Source organism: Streptomyces sp. V4I23 (genome assembly GCF_030817975.1).
Lineage (GTDB): Bacteria > Actinomycetota > Actinomycetes > Streptomycetales > Streptomycetaceae > Streptomyces.
Map to the genome: position 1 here is coordinate 3,413,057 of NZ_JAUSZW010000004.1, position 13,146 is coordinate 3,426,202.

Sequence of the window (13,146 nt, forward strand, 5' to 3'; positions counted from 1 at the left end):
ACCGCAAGTTTACGTGTAGAATCTAAGGCACGCGGGGTCGACACCCTGCGATTTACTCAAACGATCACAGCTGATCCCACAAGGATCCGGATCCATACAGGAGATGACACTCACCGTGTACACGATCGAGATGGCCTACGCCCACATGCGACAGCTGCAGGAGCTGGCCAACCGCTCGCGTGCCCACCAGCCCTCCGCCGCCCGCCGGGCCGACCGGACCCGCGCACCGCGCCGCGGCAGGAAGAGCTAATCGTCCGCGGAGCCACCACCGAGCTCCCCCTCCCAACGGCGGTACAGCCGATGCGGCACCTCTGCCGCGTCCAGCACCCGCCCGGCGACGAAGTCCACCAGATCCTGGATGTGCGTCGCCCCCGCGTAGAACGCCGGAGAGGCGGGCAGCACCACGGCGCCCGCCTCGTCCAGCGTCACCAGATGCTTGAGGGTCTGCCCGTTCAGCGGGGTCTCCCGCACGGCGACCACCAGCCGGCGCCGCTCCTTGAGCGTCACGCTCGCGGCCCGCTGGAGAAGGTCCTTCGACAGCCCCAGCGCCACACCCGCCACACAGGCGGTGGACGCGGGCACGATCAGCATCCCCTTGACCGGGTACGACCCCGACGACGGACCGGCGGCCAGGTCCCCCGCGGCCCAGTGGCGCACCCCGGCCACGTCGACGTCGAACGTGTCGGGCTTGCCGTCCGCCCCGCGGGCCAGCCACTGACGCAGGTCGTCCCGCCAGTGCGCGTCCCTGAAGGGGATCCCCGTCTCGTCGAGCAGGGTCAGCCGTGAGGCCCGGCTGACGACGAGGTCCACGCTCTCGCCGGCGGCGAGCAGCGCCCGCAGCACGGCGGCGGCGTACGGCGTGCCGGAGGCACCCGACACCCCCACGACCCACGGCCGACGACTGTTCATCTCCTGCGGCTCCACATGGGTGAGCCTATCCGGCCCCGGCCCCGGGCCGGTCAGACCGTGAGGCCACGCACCACCAGGTCCAGCAGCGCGCAGACGAACAACGCCATCCCGATGAAACCGTTCACCGTGAAGAACGCCCGGTTCAGACGCGACAGGTCGTGCGGGCGCACGATCGTGTGCTCGTAGAGGAACGCCGCCGCCACGATCACCAGCCCCAGCCACAGGAACACCCCCGCGTCCGTGGCCAGCGCGTACCAGACGAACAGCGCCATCGTCACCACGTGGCAGCCGCGCGCCCCGTACAGCGCCGCCGGGATGCCGAAGCGCGCGGGGACCGACTTCACGCCGTGGGCCCGGTCGGCCTGGACGTCCTGGCACGCGAAGATCAGGTCGAAGCCGCCGATCCACACGCCCACCGCAAGACCGAGGATCACCGCCTCCCACGACCACGCGCCGGTGACCGCGATCCACGCGCCGACCGGCCCCATGGCCTGGGCGAGCCCGAGGATGGCGTGCGGGAAGTTCGTGAACCGCTTGCCGTACGGATAGACCACCATCGGGACCACGGCGACGGGCGCGAGCGCCAGGCACAGCGGGTTGAGCAGGGCCGCGGCACCGAGGAAGACGACGACCGCGACGAGCGCGCCCGTCCACGCCGAGCGGACGGACACCGCCCCGGTCACCAGCTCGCGCGAGGCGGTACGCGGATTACGGGCGTCGATCTCCCGGTCGATGATCCGGTTGCACGCCATCGCGAACGTCCGCAGGCCGACCATCGCGACCGTGACGAGCAGCAGCTCGCCCCAGTGGACGGTGCGGTCGTGCCGGAACATCGCGGTGAGCGAGGCGATGTAGGCGAACGGCAGCGCGAAGACCGAGTGCTCGATCATCACCAGACGCAGGAACGCCCTGGTGCGTCCGGGCTGCGGGACGGCCGCGGCGGCGGAGGTCACAGGCCGTACTCCTTCCAGCGGCGGTCGACCTTCGCCGCCGTCTCCGGGTCCGACACGACCATCTCGGGCCAGCCGCCGTCGCGGGTGTAGCCCTCCTCGGGGAGCTTCCGCGTCGCGTCGATGCCCGCCTTGCCGCCCCAGAACTGCTGGTAGGAGGCGTGGTCGAGATGGTCGACCGGGCCCTCGACGACCGTGAGGTCACGGGCGTAGTCCGTGTTGCCGAGCGCACGCCAGGAGACCTCGTGCAGGTCGTGGACGTCGCAGTCGGCGTCGACGACCACGATCAGCTTGGTCAGCGACATCATGTGCGCGCCCCAGATCGCGTGCATGACCTTCTGCGCGTGCTTCGGGTACTTCTTGTCGATCGAGACGATCGCGCAGTTGTGGAAACCGCCCGACTCCGGCAGGTGGTAGTCCACGATGTCCGGCACGATGATCTTGAGGAGCGGGAGGAAGAAGCGCTCGGTGGCACGGCCCAGCGGGCCGTCCTCCGTCGGCGGCCGGCCCACCACGATCGACTGGAGCAGCGGCCGCTTGCGCATCGTCACGCAGTCGATCGTCAGCGCCGGGAACGGCTCCTGCGGCGTGTAGAAGCCGGTGTGGTCGCCGAACGGGCCCTCGGGAAGCATCTTCCCCGGCTCCAGCCAGCCCTCCAGCACGACCTCCGCGTTCGCCGGGACCTGGAGCGGCACGGTCTTGCAGTCGACCATCTCGATCCGCTTGCCCGCCACGAACCCCGCGAACAGGTACTCGTCGATGTCGCCGGGCAGCGGCGCCGTCGAGGCGTACGTGACGGCCGGCGGGCAGCCGAAGGCGATCGCGACCGGCAGCCGCTCGCCCCGCCCGGCGGCGACCTGGTAGTGGTTGCGGCTGTCCTTGTGGATCTGCCAGTGCATGCCGATGGTGCGCCGGTCGTGGCGCTGGAGGCGGTACAGACCGAGGTTGCGCACACCGGACTCGGGGTCCTTGGTGTGCGTGAGTCCCAGGTTGAAGAAGGAGCCGCCGTCCTCGGGCCAGGTGAACAGCGCGGGCAGGGCGTCCAGATCGACGTCGTCGCCGGTGAGGACGACCTCCTGCACGGGCGCGTCCTTCACCTTCTTCGGCGGCACGTGCACCATCGAGCCCAGCTTGCCGAACGCCTCGCGCACCCCGACGAACCCGTGCGGCAGCTCGGGCTTGAGCAGTCCGCCGATCTTGTCGCTGATCTCGTCGTAGGACGTCAGGCCGAGCGCCTTGAGCAGCCGGCGGTCGGTGCCGAACACGTTCATCGCCAGCGGCATCGCCGAGCCGCGCACGTTCTCGAAGAGCAGGGCGGGGCCGCCGGCCTTGTTCACCCGGTCGACGATCTCCCCGACCTCCAGATAGGGGTCGACTTCGGCCTTGATGCGCTTGAGGTCGCCCTCGCGCTCCAGCGCCCGGAGCAAGGAGCGAAGATCGTCGTAAGCCATGGGCCAAGTATCGGCCACGGGCTACCCTGGGCCCGTCACCGGGGCCGGGGAACACGGCTCCGCCCACATCTCCAGGGGGCTGTCCCACATGCTCAGGGCGCTGATGTACATCCTGCCGCTGGCGCTGACGATCTACGCGTTCATCGACTGCCTGAACACGCCCGAGGACGAGGCGAAGCATCTGCCCAAGATCGCCTGGATCTTCATCATCCTGCTGTTCTGGATCGTCGGGCCGATCGTCTGGTTCGCCGCCGGGAAGATGCGGCACGCCCCGGCGGGTGGGCGCACCCCCTCCGAGTGGCACCGCAACCACCGCACGGAGTGGGTCGCCCCCGACGACAACCCCGAGTTCCTGAAGTCCATCAAGGACGAGAACAAGAAGGACGAGTCGCTCCTCAAGGACTGGGAGGCCGATCTGCGCCGCCGTGAGGAGGAGCTCAAGCGCCGCGAGCAGGGCGAGGACAAGGACAGCTGATGGAGCTGCGGCTCCTGGTGACCTTCGAGAAGGTCGCCACCGTCCTCGGCTTCACCCGGGCCGCCGCCGAACTGAGGTACGCCCAGTCCAGCGTGACGAGCCAGATCCGGTCCCTGGAGTCCTCGCTCGGCGTGGACCTGTTCGAGCGGCTCGGCAGCCGTATCCGGCTCACGGAGGCGGGCGAGCGCCTGCTTCCGTACGCCCGCCGGATGATCGACCTCGCCGACGAGGCGCGGGCCGCGGTCGCCGGGGCCGACGAGCCGGCCGGGGCGATCACCGTCGGCACCATGGAGTCGCTGACCTCCTACCGGCTGCCGCCCCTCCTGGAGCTCTTCCACCACCGCTATCCGAAGGTCCAGCTGTCCCTGCGGCCCACGCTCGGCGACGAGACCCGCCGGGCGCTGCGCCGGGGCGCGTACGACATCGGCTTCCTGATGGAACCGGACACGGAGCACGAGGGGCTGGAGAGCGAGGTCCTGGCCGCGGAGCCGCTGGTGCTCGTGTCCGCGCCCGGTCATCCGCTGGCCGGACGTACGGGACTCGCGGCCGTGGATCTGGCGGCGGCGCAGCTGGTGGGCACGGAGCCGGGCTGCCCGTACCGGGACCTGTTCGAGCGGGAACTGGCGGACTGGGCACCGCCGTTCATGGAGTTCGGGACGATCGAGGCGACCAAGCGGGGCGTGGCGGGCGGTCTGGGGATCGCCCTGCTGCCCCGGATCGCCGTCTTGGGGGAGCTGGCGTCCGGGGTGCTGGTGGCGCTCGGCTGGGAGCCGCCGTTCACCCTCTTCACGCAGATCGCGTGGCGGCGGGAGAAGCGGCTTCCGGCACATGTGCGGTTGTTCGTGGACCAGGCGCGGCGGCTCGTGCGCGAGGACGTCGCGGAAGGGTGACCCTGAGGCTCGCCAGCACGATCAGCGGCACGCCGAGCGCCTGGACGAGCCCGATGTGGTGCCCGTACACCGCCCAGTCGGCGATCATCGCGACGGCCGGGTAGGTGAAGGCGAGGACGGCGATCTTCGCCGTGGGCAGCTTCTGGTAGGCCGCGTACATCAGCACGTACATGACGCCCGTGTGGATCAGTCCGAGGCCGGCGAGCCACATCCACCCCGCGCCGAGCCGCGACGCCGCCCCGAAGTCGGCGAAGGGCAGCAGCAGCGGGATGCCGACGAGGACCTGCACGAGGGCGACGAGATGCGGGCGCACGCCGGTGACCCGCTTGGTGACGACGGTCGACAGCGCGTAGAGCACGGCGGCGGCGAGCGCGAGGCCGAGCCCCTCGAGGGACGCCGTGTCGCCGGGCCGGACGCCGGAGACGAGGACCAGCCCGGCGAACGCGACCGCGAGCCAGCCGAACCTGGCGGCCGTGATCCGCTCCCGCAACAGCACCGCGCCGAGCAGCACCAGGAAGAAGGGCTGCGTGTGGTAGACGACGGTGGCGAAGGAGATCGAGGTGGCCTCGTACGCCTCGAAGAGGAACACCCAGTTGAAGACGATGAACACCCCGCCGAGGGCGGCGAGTCCGAGCTTCTTCGGGGTGAAGCCGTGTCCCGTGAACCAGCCGCGGGCGAGGATGTACGCGCCGAGGGCGGCGGCCCCGAAGAGGCAGCGGAAGAACACCACGTCGAAGGGCGACGCCCCGGACTCGACGACGAAGATGCCGAGGGTGCCCGAGAGCACCATGGCGAGGGTGAGTTCGACGGTTCCCCTGGTCTCGTTTCTCATGGTCATGACGCTACGAACGGACCCGTGCGCCGGTCCACGGGCCAGTGGGGCGTCCTGCCGATGGCCCCATCGGCCGTGTCGATGGGGTGGTGCCGGGGCCCGCCGGGGAAGAGTCCGGGCATGGACGATGCTCAGGCCCGCAGGTGGCTCGCCACCGCCGTCGCCGAGGCCCGTGCGGGGCTCGCCGAGGGCGGCATCCCGATCGGGGCCGCGCTGTACGGGGCCGACGGCTCGCTGCTGGGGCGCGGCCGCAACCGGCGTGTGCAGGACGGCGATCCGTCGATGCACGCCGAGACGTCGGCGTTCCGGGCGGCCGGGAGGCAGCGGTCGTACCGGGGCACCACGATGGTGACGACGCTCTCGCCGTGCTGGTACTGCTCCGGGCTGGTGCGGCAGTTCGGGATCTCCCGGGTCGTGATCGGCGAGGCGCGAACCTTCCACGGCGGGCACGACTGGCTGGCGGAGCACGGCGTGGAGATCGTGCTGCTGGACGATCCCGGGTGCGCGGCGATGATGCGGGACTTCGCCGAAGGTCATCCGGCGCTGTGGAACGAGGACATCGGCGACGCATGACCCGGCCCCGCCGGAGCCCGCGACGGGCGGTAACGGACTGAACACGAAAACGCGTCAATCCCCTCGCCCACCTGCCCCGCGGGCCATATCATGGCCGTCAACTACCTGTTCCCCGGCGCCACTTGACCGCTCGGGAGTTGTTTTTGAGGGATCAACTCGCCGCGAGGAGCCAACTGCTCGCGCAGCTCACGTCCCATCTCACCGGCACCGAGGTCGCCGGCCGGAAGTTCCGCCCCTCCTGCAAGGCCCTGCCGCCTCCCGTCGTCGCCGTCGTCGGCGGCCGCGGCATGGGCAAGTCGTACGACTTCGCCTGGCTGCGGGACGTCTGCGGACCGGTCACGCCCACCGCGTACCTGGACTGCGCCGACGACACGCTGCGCACCGGCGCGGCCGAGTCGCCGGAGTCGCGTTCGCTGGTGACGGAGGCGCTGCGGCTGCTCGGCATCGGCTTCACCAGCGCCGGGCCCCCACGGGTGCCGACGCTGCACATGACCCGGCTGTTCGCGGGGCTCGTCGCCGTCGCCTCCGGCACGTGGAACGCCGACCAGGACGATCGCATCGCCGCCGAACTGCGCCGCCTGGAGCTGATCTCGCCGTCCCGGGGCAACTGGGCGGCGGTCGTCCAGAGCTGGGTGGCCAAGCTGATGGCGGCGTACGCGGCGCTGCCCATGCCGCTGCCGCCGGTGCAGAAGTTCATCGAGGTGTCGGTGGAGGTGCTGCTCCAGGAGCTGTTCCAGCGCGGCAGCCGCAAGGCCGTCGGCTGGTACGGGGCCTATCCGGGCGCGCAGGGCAGCGCCCGCTGGGGGCTGACCCTGCTGGGCAGCCACTTCCGGCTCGGCGGTGACCAGCGGCGGCGGGCCGAGTACTTCCTCGGTCAGGCGCTGCGGGCCGACCTGGAGGAGGCGTACCGGACGACCGCCGGCTGGCTGCTGCGCACCGGCCGCCCGCTGATGCTGCTCGACAACGCCCACGACGAGCTGGGCGAGCAGCTGGTGCGCGACTGCCTCACCCACCGGTCGACCGGCCATCCGGACCGGGTGGTGGTGTACGCGGCGTTCCGGCGCGGCGATCCGCCGGTCCTGCAGGGCGCGCACCGGCTGGCGTCGCTCAGCTCCGCGGTGGGCCTCGCGGGGGGCCGGGGCGACGGGCTGTGCGTACACCCGATGGTCGTGGTGCCGTATCCGCCGCTGCCTCCGGCCGGTCCCGAGACCTCCGACGGGCTGCTGAGCCACGTCGATCCGGACGCGATGCTGCCGCCCGGACTGCCGCGCGCGCTCTACCGGTTCACGGGCGGACGGCCGCTGGCCATGACCCGGATCACGGACGCGATCGAGGAGCTGCGGACGGCGGACGGCGCCTCCGTGCCGCCCGGCCCGGCGGGCCCGCCGGCGCCGACCGCCCTCGCGACGCTGACGCTGCGTTCGCTGCTGCGGCACCGGCCGGCGACACCGCGGCGGGCGGCCACCGGGCCGACGGTCGCCGAGGCGCTGCGGGAGGAGCTGGCCCCCGGGGAGCTGGGCGACCTGCTCACCCGGGTGTCCCCGGCCGCCGACGCGCGCTCCGCCGATCTGCTGCTCCCGGCGGCGGCCGGCATGACGACGCCGGAGCTGCGCCACGCGCTCGACTCCGACGGATGGCCGCGCTGCGACCGGCACTTCGTGGCCGACCACTGTCTGCGCACCCTGCTGCTGCACCGGCTCTACCACCTGGACGCCGACCACTCGTCGTGGCTCGGTATGCACTCGCGGCTCGTGATGCATTACGCGGCGGCGGGCCCCGACTCCTGGCAGGCGTACCACCACGAGCTGGCGATCGGCCGGACCGGCGGCGCGGTCGCGTATCTCACCGACTCGCTCGGCCGCGCGGACACGGCAGCCTGGCTGGACGAGCTGCTGCACATCGCGTCCGCGCCCGGCTTCGAGGGGCTGTCGGAGCGGCGGAGGCAGGCGTTCACGGGCGGGCACCGTGAGCCGCAGCGGCGCGTCGAGCGGCTGCTGAACGCCGCCTGGCTGGCGCAGGACTGGCTGGAGCTGCCCGAGGCGCGGCTGGAGGCGGCGGTCCACGGGGCGCTGCACGCCCTGCGGGACGACGTCGCCGACAGCTCCGTACTCACCGACGCCGCCACGCACTGGGCGGAGAGCATCCGGTCGGGCCGTCCGCTGCGGGAGTGCGACTGCTCCCGGCGGGGCCGGGCGAGTGGGGGGATGGACTGATGAACAACCTGACGAAGATCCTCATCGGGGCCGGGGTCGTGACCGCGGTCGTGCTGGGCGTGCTCTTCGGGCCGGGCGTCCTCGATCAGAACCGCTCGTGCGCGAAGGGCGTGGTGAAACCCGAGGGCAGCGACGAGTGCATCGGTGTCTCGGCCACCGGCTACGACTTCGGGGTGAAGGAGATACGGGAGGTCGCGCGCGCCATCGCCGTCGAGAACCGGAGCGCGGAGGACTCCGAGCAGCTGACGGTCTCGGTGGCGGTGATGATGCCGTTCACCTCGAGGGCGCCGGAGCAGCTGACGAAGATGCGCCACGAGCTCCAGGGGGTGTACCTCCAGCAGAAGCTCGCCAACGAGGCCGAGGGCAGGCCGCCGAAGATCCGTGTCCTGCTGGCCAACACCGGCAACCTCGGCCACCACTGGGAGACCGTGGCGAACCAGCTGGTCACGATGGCGGACGGTCCCGAGCAGCTGCGCGCGGTGACGGGCATCGCGACGAGCAACACCGCGAACAAGCAGGCCGTCGCCCTGCTGGCCCGTCATCACATTCCGATGGTGGGCTCGACGATCACCGCCGACGACATCACCAACATCCCCGGCCTCGCGCGGGTGTCCCCGACCAACAGGGACGAGGCCCGGGCGCTGGTGTCGCACGCCAAGTCCGTCGACCGCAGCGCGCTGCTCGTGTACGACACGAATCCGGACGACCGCTACGCGCATTCGCTGCGCGAGGCGTTCAACGAGCAGCTGCCGGACCAGGTCTACGAGCCGACGCAGTTCACGTCCAGCAAGGAGCCGGACAACCCGGGCAATCTCGGCAACGTCTTCAACAGCATCGCCCACTACATCTGCGACACCGACGCCCACACGGTGTTCTTCGCCGGCCGCCACACCCCGCTGCGGATCTTCCTCTCCGAGCTCGGCAGGGCGGGCTGCGCGCGCCGCGGTTTCACCGTTCTGACCGGCGACGAGGCGTCCTACCTGGGCTCGGACGACAAGCTGGACCGGCAGGCGCTGGCGTTGCGGCCGGGCGAGAAGAAGCCGCGGGTGACGCTGAAGTACGCGGCGCTCGCCCACCCGGACGCCTGGGTCGAGACACCCGGGCGGACGTTGCCCGCGACCGGCGGCTCGGCGGCGGCGTACCGGCAACTGGCCGACGCGATCGCCGAGATGCGCACCGAGATCGGGCCGAACCAGCTCCAGGACGGACAGACGATCATCGGGCACGACGCGATGGCGACGGCCGTGCAGGGCATCCGGCGCGCGACCGGCACCTCGGCGAAGGCTCCCGCGCTGACCGATGTGACGGCCCAGTGGCCGCATCTGACGGGCTCGCTCCGGGTGAACGGCGCGAGCGGCTGGATCTGCCTGGACAACTACGGCAACCCGCGGAACAAGGCGGTGCCGATCGTGCGGCTCGCCGCCGACGGGACGCTGCGGTTCGAGGAGTTCTCCTGGCCGGACCAGAAGCCGCCGCCGGTGGACTGCATCGTCAGGAAGGACTGAATGGTTCCGCGTTCAGGCGGCCGCGTAGGCGTCCCGCAGCTGCTGCCAGCGCTCGGCGGTCCAGGCCGACCAGTCGGTGGTCGGCCTGCCCTCCAGCGCGGCGACCAGCAGCTCGAAGTGGTTGTGCCAGCCGGCCAGGCAGTCGAGCAGCACCTCGTCGTCGCAGCGCAGTTCGTTGGTGAAGCGGAGCACCGTGCTCTCGTCACCGTGCGGCTCCAGGTGGAAGCGGATGCGGCCGTGCACGGTGACCGTGTACTCGGCGACCCGCTCCACGTCCCACGCCGTGACATGGCCCTCCGCGAAGGTGTGGCGCCCCTCCGCGTCGGTGTTGAGCCAGCGCAGCCTCACCGCGCCGCCGATTCTCGGTTCGAGCAGGTCGGCGGCGCAGAGCCAGGTCGGCAGACCCTCGGGAGTGGCGACGGCGGCCCATACCCGGATCACCGGATGCGGCAGATGCAGCTCGTACCGCAGCAGGTGAGTGCCGTCGTCCCGGGTCTCGACGGTGCCCTGGGGGATCACGTCACTCATGCCTCCAGCGTCCCGCGGGGGCGGCGCGGGCGCTACCTCACGGGCGGCCTCAGACGCCCGCGTACGAGTGCAGGCTGTTCACGAACATGTTCACGCCGTAGTAGTTCCACAGGAAGCACAGGAACGCGACGAGCGCGATGTACGCGGCCTTGCGGCCCTTCCAGCCGGCCGTGGCGCGGGCGTGCAGGTAGGCGGCGTAGGCGACCCAGGTGATGAACGACCAGACCTCCTTGGCGTCCCAGCCCCAGTAGCGGCCCCACGCGTCGCCGGCCCAGATCGCGCCCGCGATGATCGTGAATGTCCACAGCGGGAAGACGGCCGCGTTGACGCGGTAGGAGAACTTGTCGAGCGAGGCGGCCGAGGGCAGCCGCTCCATGACCGACGTGGCGAACCTGCCGGGCTGCCCGCCGCGGGCGAGCTTGCGCTCGTAGGCGTCGCGGAAGAGGTAGAGCACCGCGCCGACCGCGCCGAGGTAGAAGACGGCGCCGCAGAAGATCGCGGTGGAGACGTGGATCCACAGCCAGTACGAGTCGAGGGCGGGCACCAGCTGGTCGCTCTCGGTGTACAGGTACGTCACGGCGAAGCCGAGGTCCAGCAGGACGGTGGTGACCAGCGGCAGGCCGGCCCAGCGGATGTTCTTCCCGGCCAGCAGGAGGGCGAGGTACACGCCGACGGCGACCGTGGAGAACGTCGTGGAGAACTCGTACATGTTGCCCCACGGCGCCCGCTGCACCGACAGGGCACGGGCGACGACGCCCGCCGCCTCCAGCAGGAACGCGAGGGCGGTGAGCGACACGGCGATGCGGCCGTACAGGTCGCCCTGCTCGGTGCCGCCGTGCGCGCCGGGGCCGTCGGGCACGTCCCGGGTGCCGCTCGCGGCCCGCGTGACGACCTTCGGCCTCTCCAGGACCGCGGTCGCGCCCGCCTTCGTGACCGTGACCGGCGGGGCGGCGGCCTCCTCCGCGGGGGCCGTGAGCGCGGCGGCCGTGCGGGCCACCTTGCTGCGGCTGCCGAAGAGCCACTCGGCGATGTGCGCGAGGAAGGCCAGCGTGTAGACGGCCATCGACGAATAGATCAGGTAGTTGCTGATCTGCGCCAGGTTCTCGTTGGCTGCGGCGGCGGTTGCGGCGGCGAGAGTCACTTCTCAGCCCCTTCGGCAGGAACGTCTACAGGTTCAGGCGCCGTCGGCGCCTGTGAGTGGAGGGTCGTGGCCAGGTCGGCCAGTTCCTCCGGGAGCCTCGCCGACTCGCTGCGGCCGAGGCCCGCCATCTCGACGACCGTCGTACCGTCCTCACCGCGCACGGCCCGCACCCAGACGCGGCGGCGCTGGATGAACAGCGAGGCGGCGAGGCCCGCGATGGCGGCGATCGCGCCGGTCAGCGCCCAGCCGGTGGCGGGCTGACGCGTGATCTGGAAGGTCGCCCACTCCTTGACCTCCTCCTCGAAGGTGATGGAGCCCGCGCCGTCCGGCAGCTTCATGGTCTCGCCGGGGCGCATCCGCTGCTTGAGGATCTCACCGTCGGCGTTCGTGAACTGCTTCATCTTGCTGGTGTCGAGCTGGTACACGTTCTGCGGCAGACCCGCGTCGACACCCAGGCTGCCGTGGTAGCCGGTGAGCGCGAGGACGGGGTACTCGAGGCCCGGGAACTGCGAGAACATGTCGCCCTTGCCGTCTCCCGCGAACGTCGGCACGAAGAACGCCTGGAAGCCGAGCTGGTCCTTGCGGCCGTCCTTGTCGCGGTAGCCGTCCATCACCTTGATGGCACCGGTGGAGGTGATGTTGTTGTCGATGGGCAGCAGCGGCACCGCGTCCTGGAAGACGACCTCGCCCTTGCCGTCCCGCACGGTGACGACGGGGGCGTACCCGTGGCCGTTGAGGAAGACCTTGGTGCCGTCCACCTCCAGCGGCTTGTTGACCTCGATGACCTGCTTCTTCTCGGTGCCGCCGGGCCCGGACCAGGTCACGGCGGCCTCGTAGGTGCGCGGCGTGCCGCGCTGCGGGCCGCTCTTCGCGTACGTGCCGGTGAAGCTGTCCAGCGTGAAGCTGAACGGGGACAGGTCGTCGGTGTCGAACAGCGAACCGGACTTGAAGTCGTCGTACTGCGTGAGCGTGTTGGAGAAGCCGCCGCCCTCGACGACCAGCTTGCCGCCCTCGGACTTGAACAGCTGGCCCGCCGCGAACGCCACGAGCATCACGATCAGCGACACGTGGAAGACCAGGTTGCCGGCCTCGCGCAGGTAGCCCTTCTCGGCGGCGACCGCGTCGCCCGCCTCGTGGGCGCGGAAACGGCGCCCGCGCAGCAGAGCGAGCGCCGCCCGGCGCACCTGCTCCGGCTCGGCCTCCGTGCGCCACGTCGTGTACGCGGGCAGCCGGTTCAGCCGCCGCGGCGCGCCCGGGGCGCGCCCGCGCAGCTGGCCGACGAACTGCCAGGAGCGGGGCACGATGCAGCCGATGAGGGAGACGAACAGCAGGATGTAGATCGCGGAGAACCACACCGAGCTGTAGACGTCGAAGAACTGCAGCTTCTCGTAGAGGGGCCCGAGGACCTCGTGGCGGTCCTTGAACGCCTGCACCTTCATCTCGTCCACGCTGTTCTGCGGGACGAGGGAGCCGGGGATGGCCCCGAGCGAGAGCAGGAAGAGCAGGATCAGCGCGACCCGCATGGAGGTCAGCTGCCGCCAGAACCAGCGCGCCCAGCCGAGCACGCCGAGGGTGGGGCCGCCGACGGCCTGGTCCGTCGCGTTGTCGGTGGGGGCGGTGGACAGCTGTGCGCCGGCCTCGCCGAGTTCGCGTTCGTCGGTGTCGTACGTGCTCATGGA

General features: G+C 71.1%; 13 protein-coding genes. 6 read left to right on the forward strand and 7 right to left on the reverse strand.

The window, feature by feature from the left end:
• The first annotated feature begins 103 nt into the window (after window positions 1–103).
• On the forward strand, window positions 104–250 hold the full coding sequence (locus tag QFZ82_RS17620) for a hypothetical protein (RefSeq protein ID WP_177148501.1): 147 nt from the start codon (window positions 104–106) through the stop codon (window positions 248–250).
• Here QFZ82_RS17620 and QFZ82_RS17625 read toward each other — a convergent pair.
• The 3 genes from QFZ82_RS17625 to QFZ82_RS17635 are packed head-to-tail and all read right to left on the reverse strand — an operon-like array spanning window position 247 to window position 3,310.
• The gene (locus tag QFZ82_RS17625; protein ID WP_307714077.1) at window positions 247–909 is read right to left on the reverse strand and encodes a UbiX family flavin prenyltransferase; all 663 of its coding nucleotides are present in this window, start codon (window positions 907–909) and stop codon (window positions 247–249) included. The genes QFZ82_RS17620 and QFZ82_RS17625 overlap by 4 nt on opposite strands.
• A gap of 50 nt (window positions 910–959) precedes the next feature.
• Window positions 960–1,862: a menaquinone biosynthesis prenyltransferase MqnP gene (gene mqnP / locus QFZ82_RS17630; protein ID WP_307714078.1), complete on the reverse strand. Its 903-nt coding sequence runs from the start codon at window positions 1,860–1,862 to the stop codon at window positions 960–962.
• Window positions 1,859–3,310, reverse strand: a complete 1,452-nt coding sequence (locus QFZ82_RS17635; RefSeq protein WP_307714079.1) for a menaquinone biosynthesis decarboxylase — start codon at window positions 3,308–3,310, stop codon at window positions 1,859–1,861. Before QFZ82_RS17635 ends, mqnP begins: the two co-directional genes overlap by 4 nt.
• A gap of 88 nt (window positions 3,311–3,398) precedes the next feature.
• Here QFZ82_RS17635 and QFZ82_RS17640 point away from each other — a divergent pair, with 88 nt between their 5' ends.
• Together QFZ82_RS17640 and QFZ82_RS17645 are read left to right on the forward strand one after the other, a co-directional pair.
• Window positions 3,399–3,785 carry a PLD nuclease N-terminal domain-containing protein gene (locus QFZ82_RS17640; protein WP_307717756.1) on the forward strand — a complete coding sequence of 129 codons (387 nt, stop codon included), beginning with the start codon at window positions 3,399–3,401 and terminating at the stop codon, window positions 3,783–3,785.
• Window positions 3,785–4,675: a LysR family transcriptional regulator gene (locus QFZ82_RS17645; RefSeq protein ID WP_307714080.1), complete on the forward strand. Its 891-nt coding sequence runs from the start codon at window positions 3,785–3,787 to the stop codon at window positions 4,673–4,675. The genes QFZ82_RS17640 and QFZ82_RS17645 overlap by 1 nt, the downstream gene beginning before the upstream one ends.
• Here the strand turns inward: QFZ82_RS17645 and QFZ82_RS17650 are convergent.
• Window positions 4,572–5,507, reverse strand: coding sequence for a DMT family transporter (locus QFZ82_RS17650; protein WP_307714081.1), 936 nt, complete (start codon window positions 5,505–5,507; stop codon window positions 4,572–4,574). The genes QFZ82_RS17645 and QFZ82_RS17650 overlap by 104 nt on opposite strands.
• Window positions 5,508–5,627: 120 nt before the next feature.
• On the opposite strand from QFZ82_RS17650, the gene QFZ82_RS17655 reads away from it, so the two are divergent.
• From QFZ82_RS17655 to QFZ82_RS17665, 3 genes are all read left to right on the forward strand, one after another.
• On the forward strand, window positions 5,628–6,080 hold the full coding sequence (locus tag QFZ82_RS17655; protein WP_307714082.1) for a nucleoside deaminase: 453 nt from the start codon (window positions 5,628–5,630) through the stop codon (window positions 6,078–6,080).
• 143 nt (window positions 6,081–6,223) lie between these two features.
• A complete protein-coding gene (locus tag QFZ82_RS17660; RefSeq protein WP_307714083.1) occupies window positions 6,224–8,293 on the forward strand; it encodes a hypothetical protein in 2,070 nt (689 codons plus the stop codon).
• A complete protein-coding gene (locus tag QFZ82_RS17665; protein ID WP_307714084.1) occupies window positions 8,293–9,798 on the forward strand; it encodes an ABC transporter substrate-binding protein in 1,506 nt (501 codons plus the stop codon). Before QFZ82_RS17660 ends, QFZ82_RS17665 begins: the two co-directional genes overlap by 1 nt.
• Window positions 9,799–9,810: 12 nt before the next feature.
• Here QFZ82_RS17665 and QFZ82_RS17670 read toward each other — a convergent pair whose 3' ends face one another.
• Genes QFZ82_RS17670 through QFZ82_RS17680 form a run of 3 tightly spaced genes read right to left on the reverse strand, consistent with a single transcriptional unit; the run spans window position 9,811 to window position 13,143 of the window.
• Window positions 9,811–10,326, reverse strand: coding sequence for an SRPBCC domain-containing protein (locus tag QFZ82_RS17670; RefSeq protein ID WP_307714085.1), 516 nt, complete (start codon window positions 10,324–10,326; stop codon window positions 9,811–9,813).
• A gap of 49 nt (window positions 10,327–10,375) precedes the next feature.
• Window positions 10,376–11,467 carry a c-type cytochrome biogenesis protein CcsB gene (ccsB, locus tag QFZ82_RS17675; RefSeq protein WP_307714086.1) on the reverse strand — a complete coding sequence of 364 codons (1,092 nt, stop codon included), beginning with the start codon at window positions 11,465–11,467 and terminating at the stop codon, window positions 10,376–10,378.
• Window positions 11,464–13,143 carry a cytochrome c biogenesis protein ResB gene (locus QFZ82_RS17680; protein ID WP_307714087.1) on the reverse strand — a complete coding sequence of 560 codons (1,680 nt, stop codon included), beginning with the start codon at window positions 13,141–13,143 and terminating at the stop codon, window positions 11,464–11,466. Before QFZ82_RS17680 ends, ccsB begins: the two co-directional genes overlap by 4 nt.
• Window positions 13,144–13,146 lie beyond the last annotated feature (3 nt).

Bases quoted from the DNA above. Each gene is read 5' to 3' on its own strand.
- QFZ82_RS17635 (WP_307714079.1), bottom strand. From the start codon at position 3,310: ATGGCTTACGACGATCTTCGCTCCTTGCTCCGGGCGCTGGAGCGCGAG.
- QFZ82_RS17655 (WP_307714082.1), top strand. From the start codon at position 5,628: ATGGACGATGCTCAGGCCCGCAGGTGGCTCGCCACCGCCGTCGCCGAG.
- QFZ82_RS17640 (WP_307717756.1), top strand. From the start codon at position 3,399: ATGCTCAGGGCGCTGATGTACATCCTGCCGCTGGCGCTGACGATCTAC.
- QFZ82_RS17650 (WP_307714081.1), bottom strand. From the start codon at position 5,507: ATGAGAAACGAGACCAGGGGAACCGTCGAACTCACCCTCGCCATGGTG.
- QFZ82_RS17665 (WP_307714084.1), top strand. From the start codon at position 8,293: ATGAACAACCTGACGAAGATCCTCATCGGGGCCGGGGTCGTGACCGCG.
- QFZ82_RS17645 (WP_307714080.1), top strand. From the start codon at position 3,785: ATGGAGCTGCGGCTCCTGGTGACCTTCGAGAAGGTCGCCACCGTCCTC.
- QFZ82_RS17625 (WP_307714077.1), bottom strand. From the start codon at position 909: ATGAACAGTCGTCGGCCGTGGGTCGTGGGGGTGTCGGGTGCCTCCGGC.
- QFZ82_RS17670 (WP_307714085.1), bottom strand. From the start codon at position 10,326: ATGAGTGACGTGATCCCCCAGGGCACCGTCGAGACCCGGGACGACGGC.
- QFZ82_RS17620 (WP_177148501.1), top strand. From the start codon at position 104: ATGACACTCACCGTGTACACGATCGAGATGGCCTACGCCCACATGCGA.
- QFZ82_RS17680 (WP_307714087.1), bottom strand. From the start codon at position 13,143: ATGAGCACGTACGACACCGACGAACGCGAACTCGGCGAGGCCGGCGCA.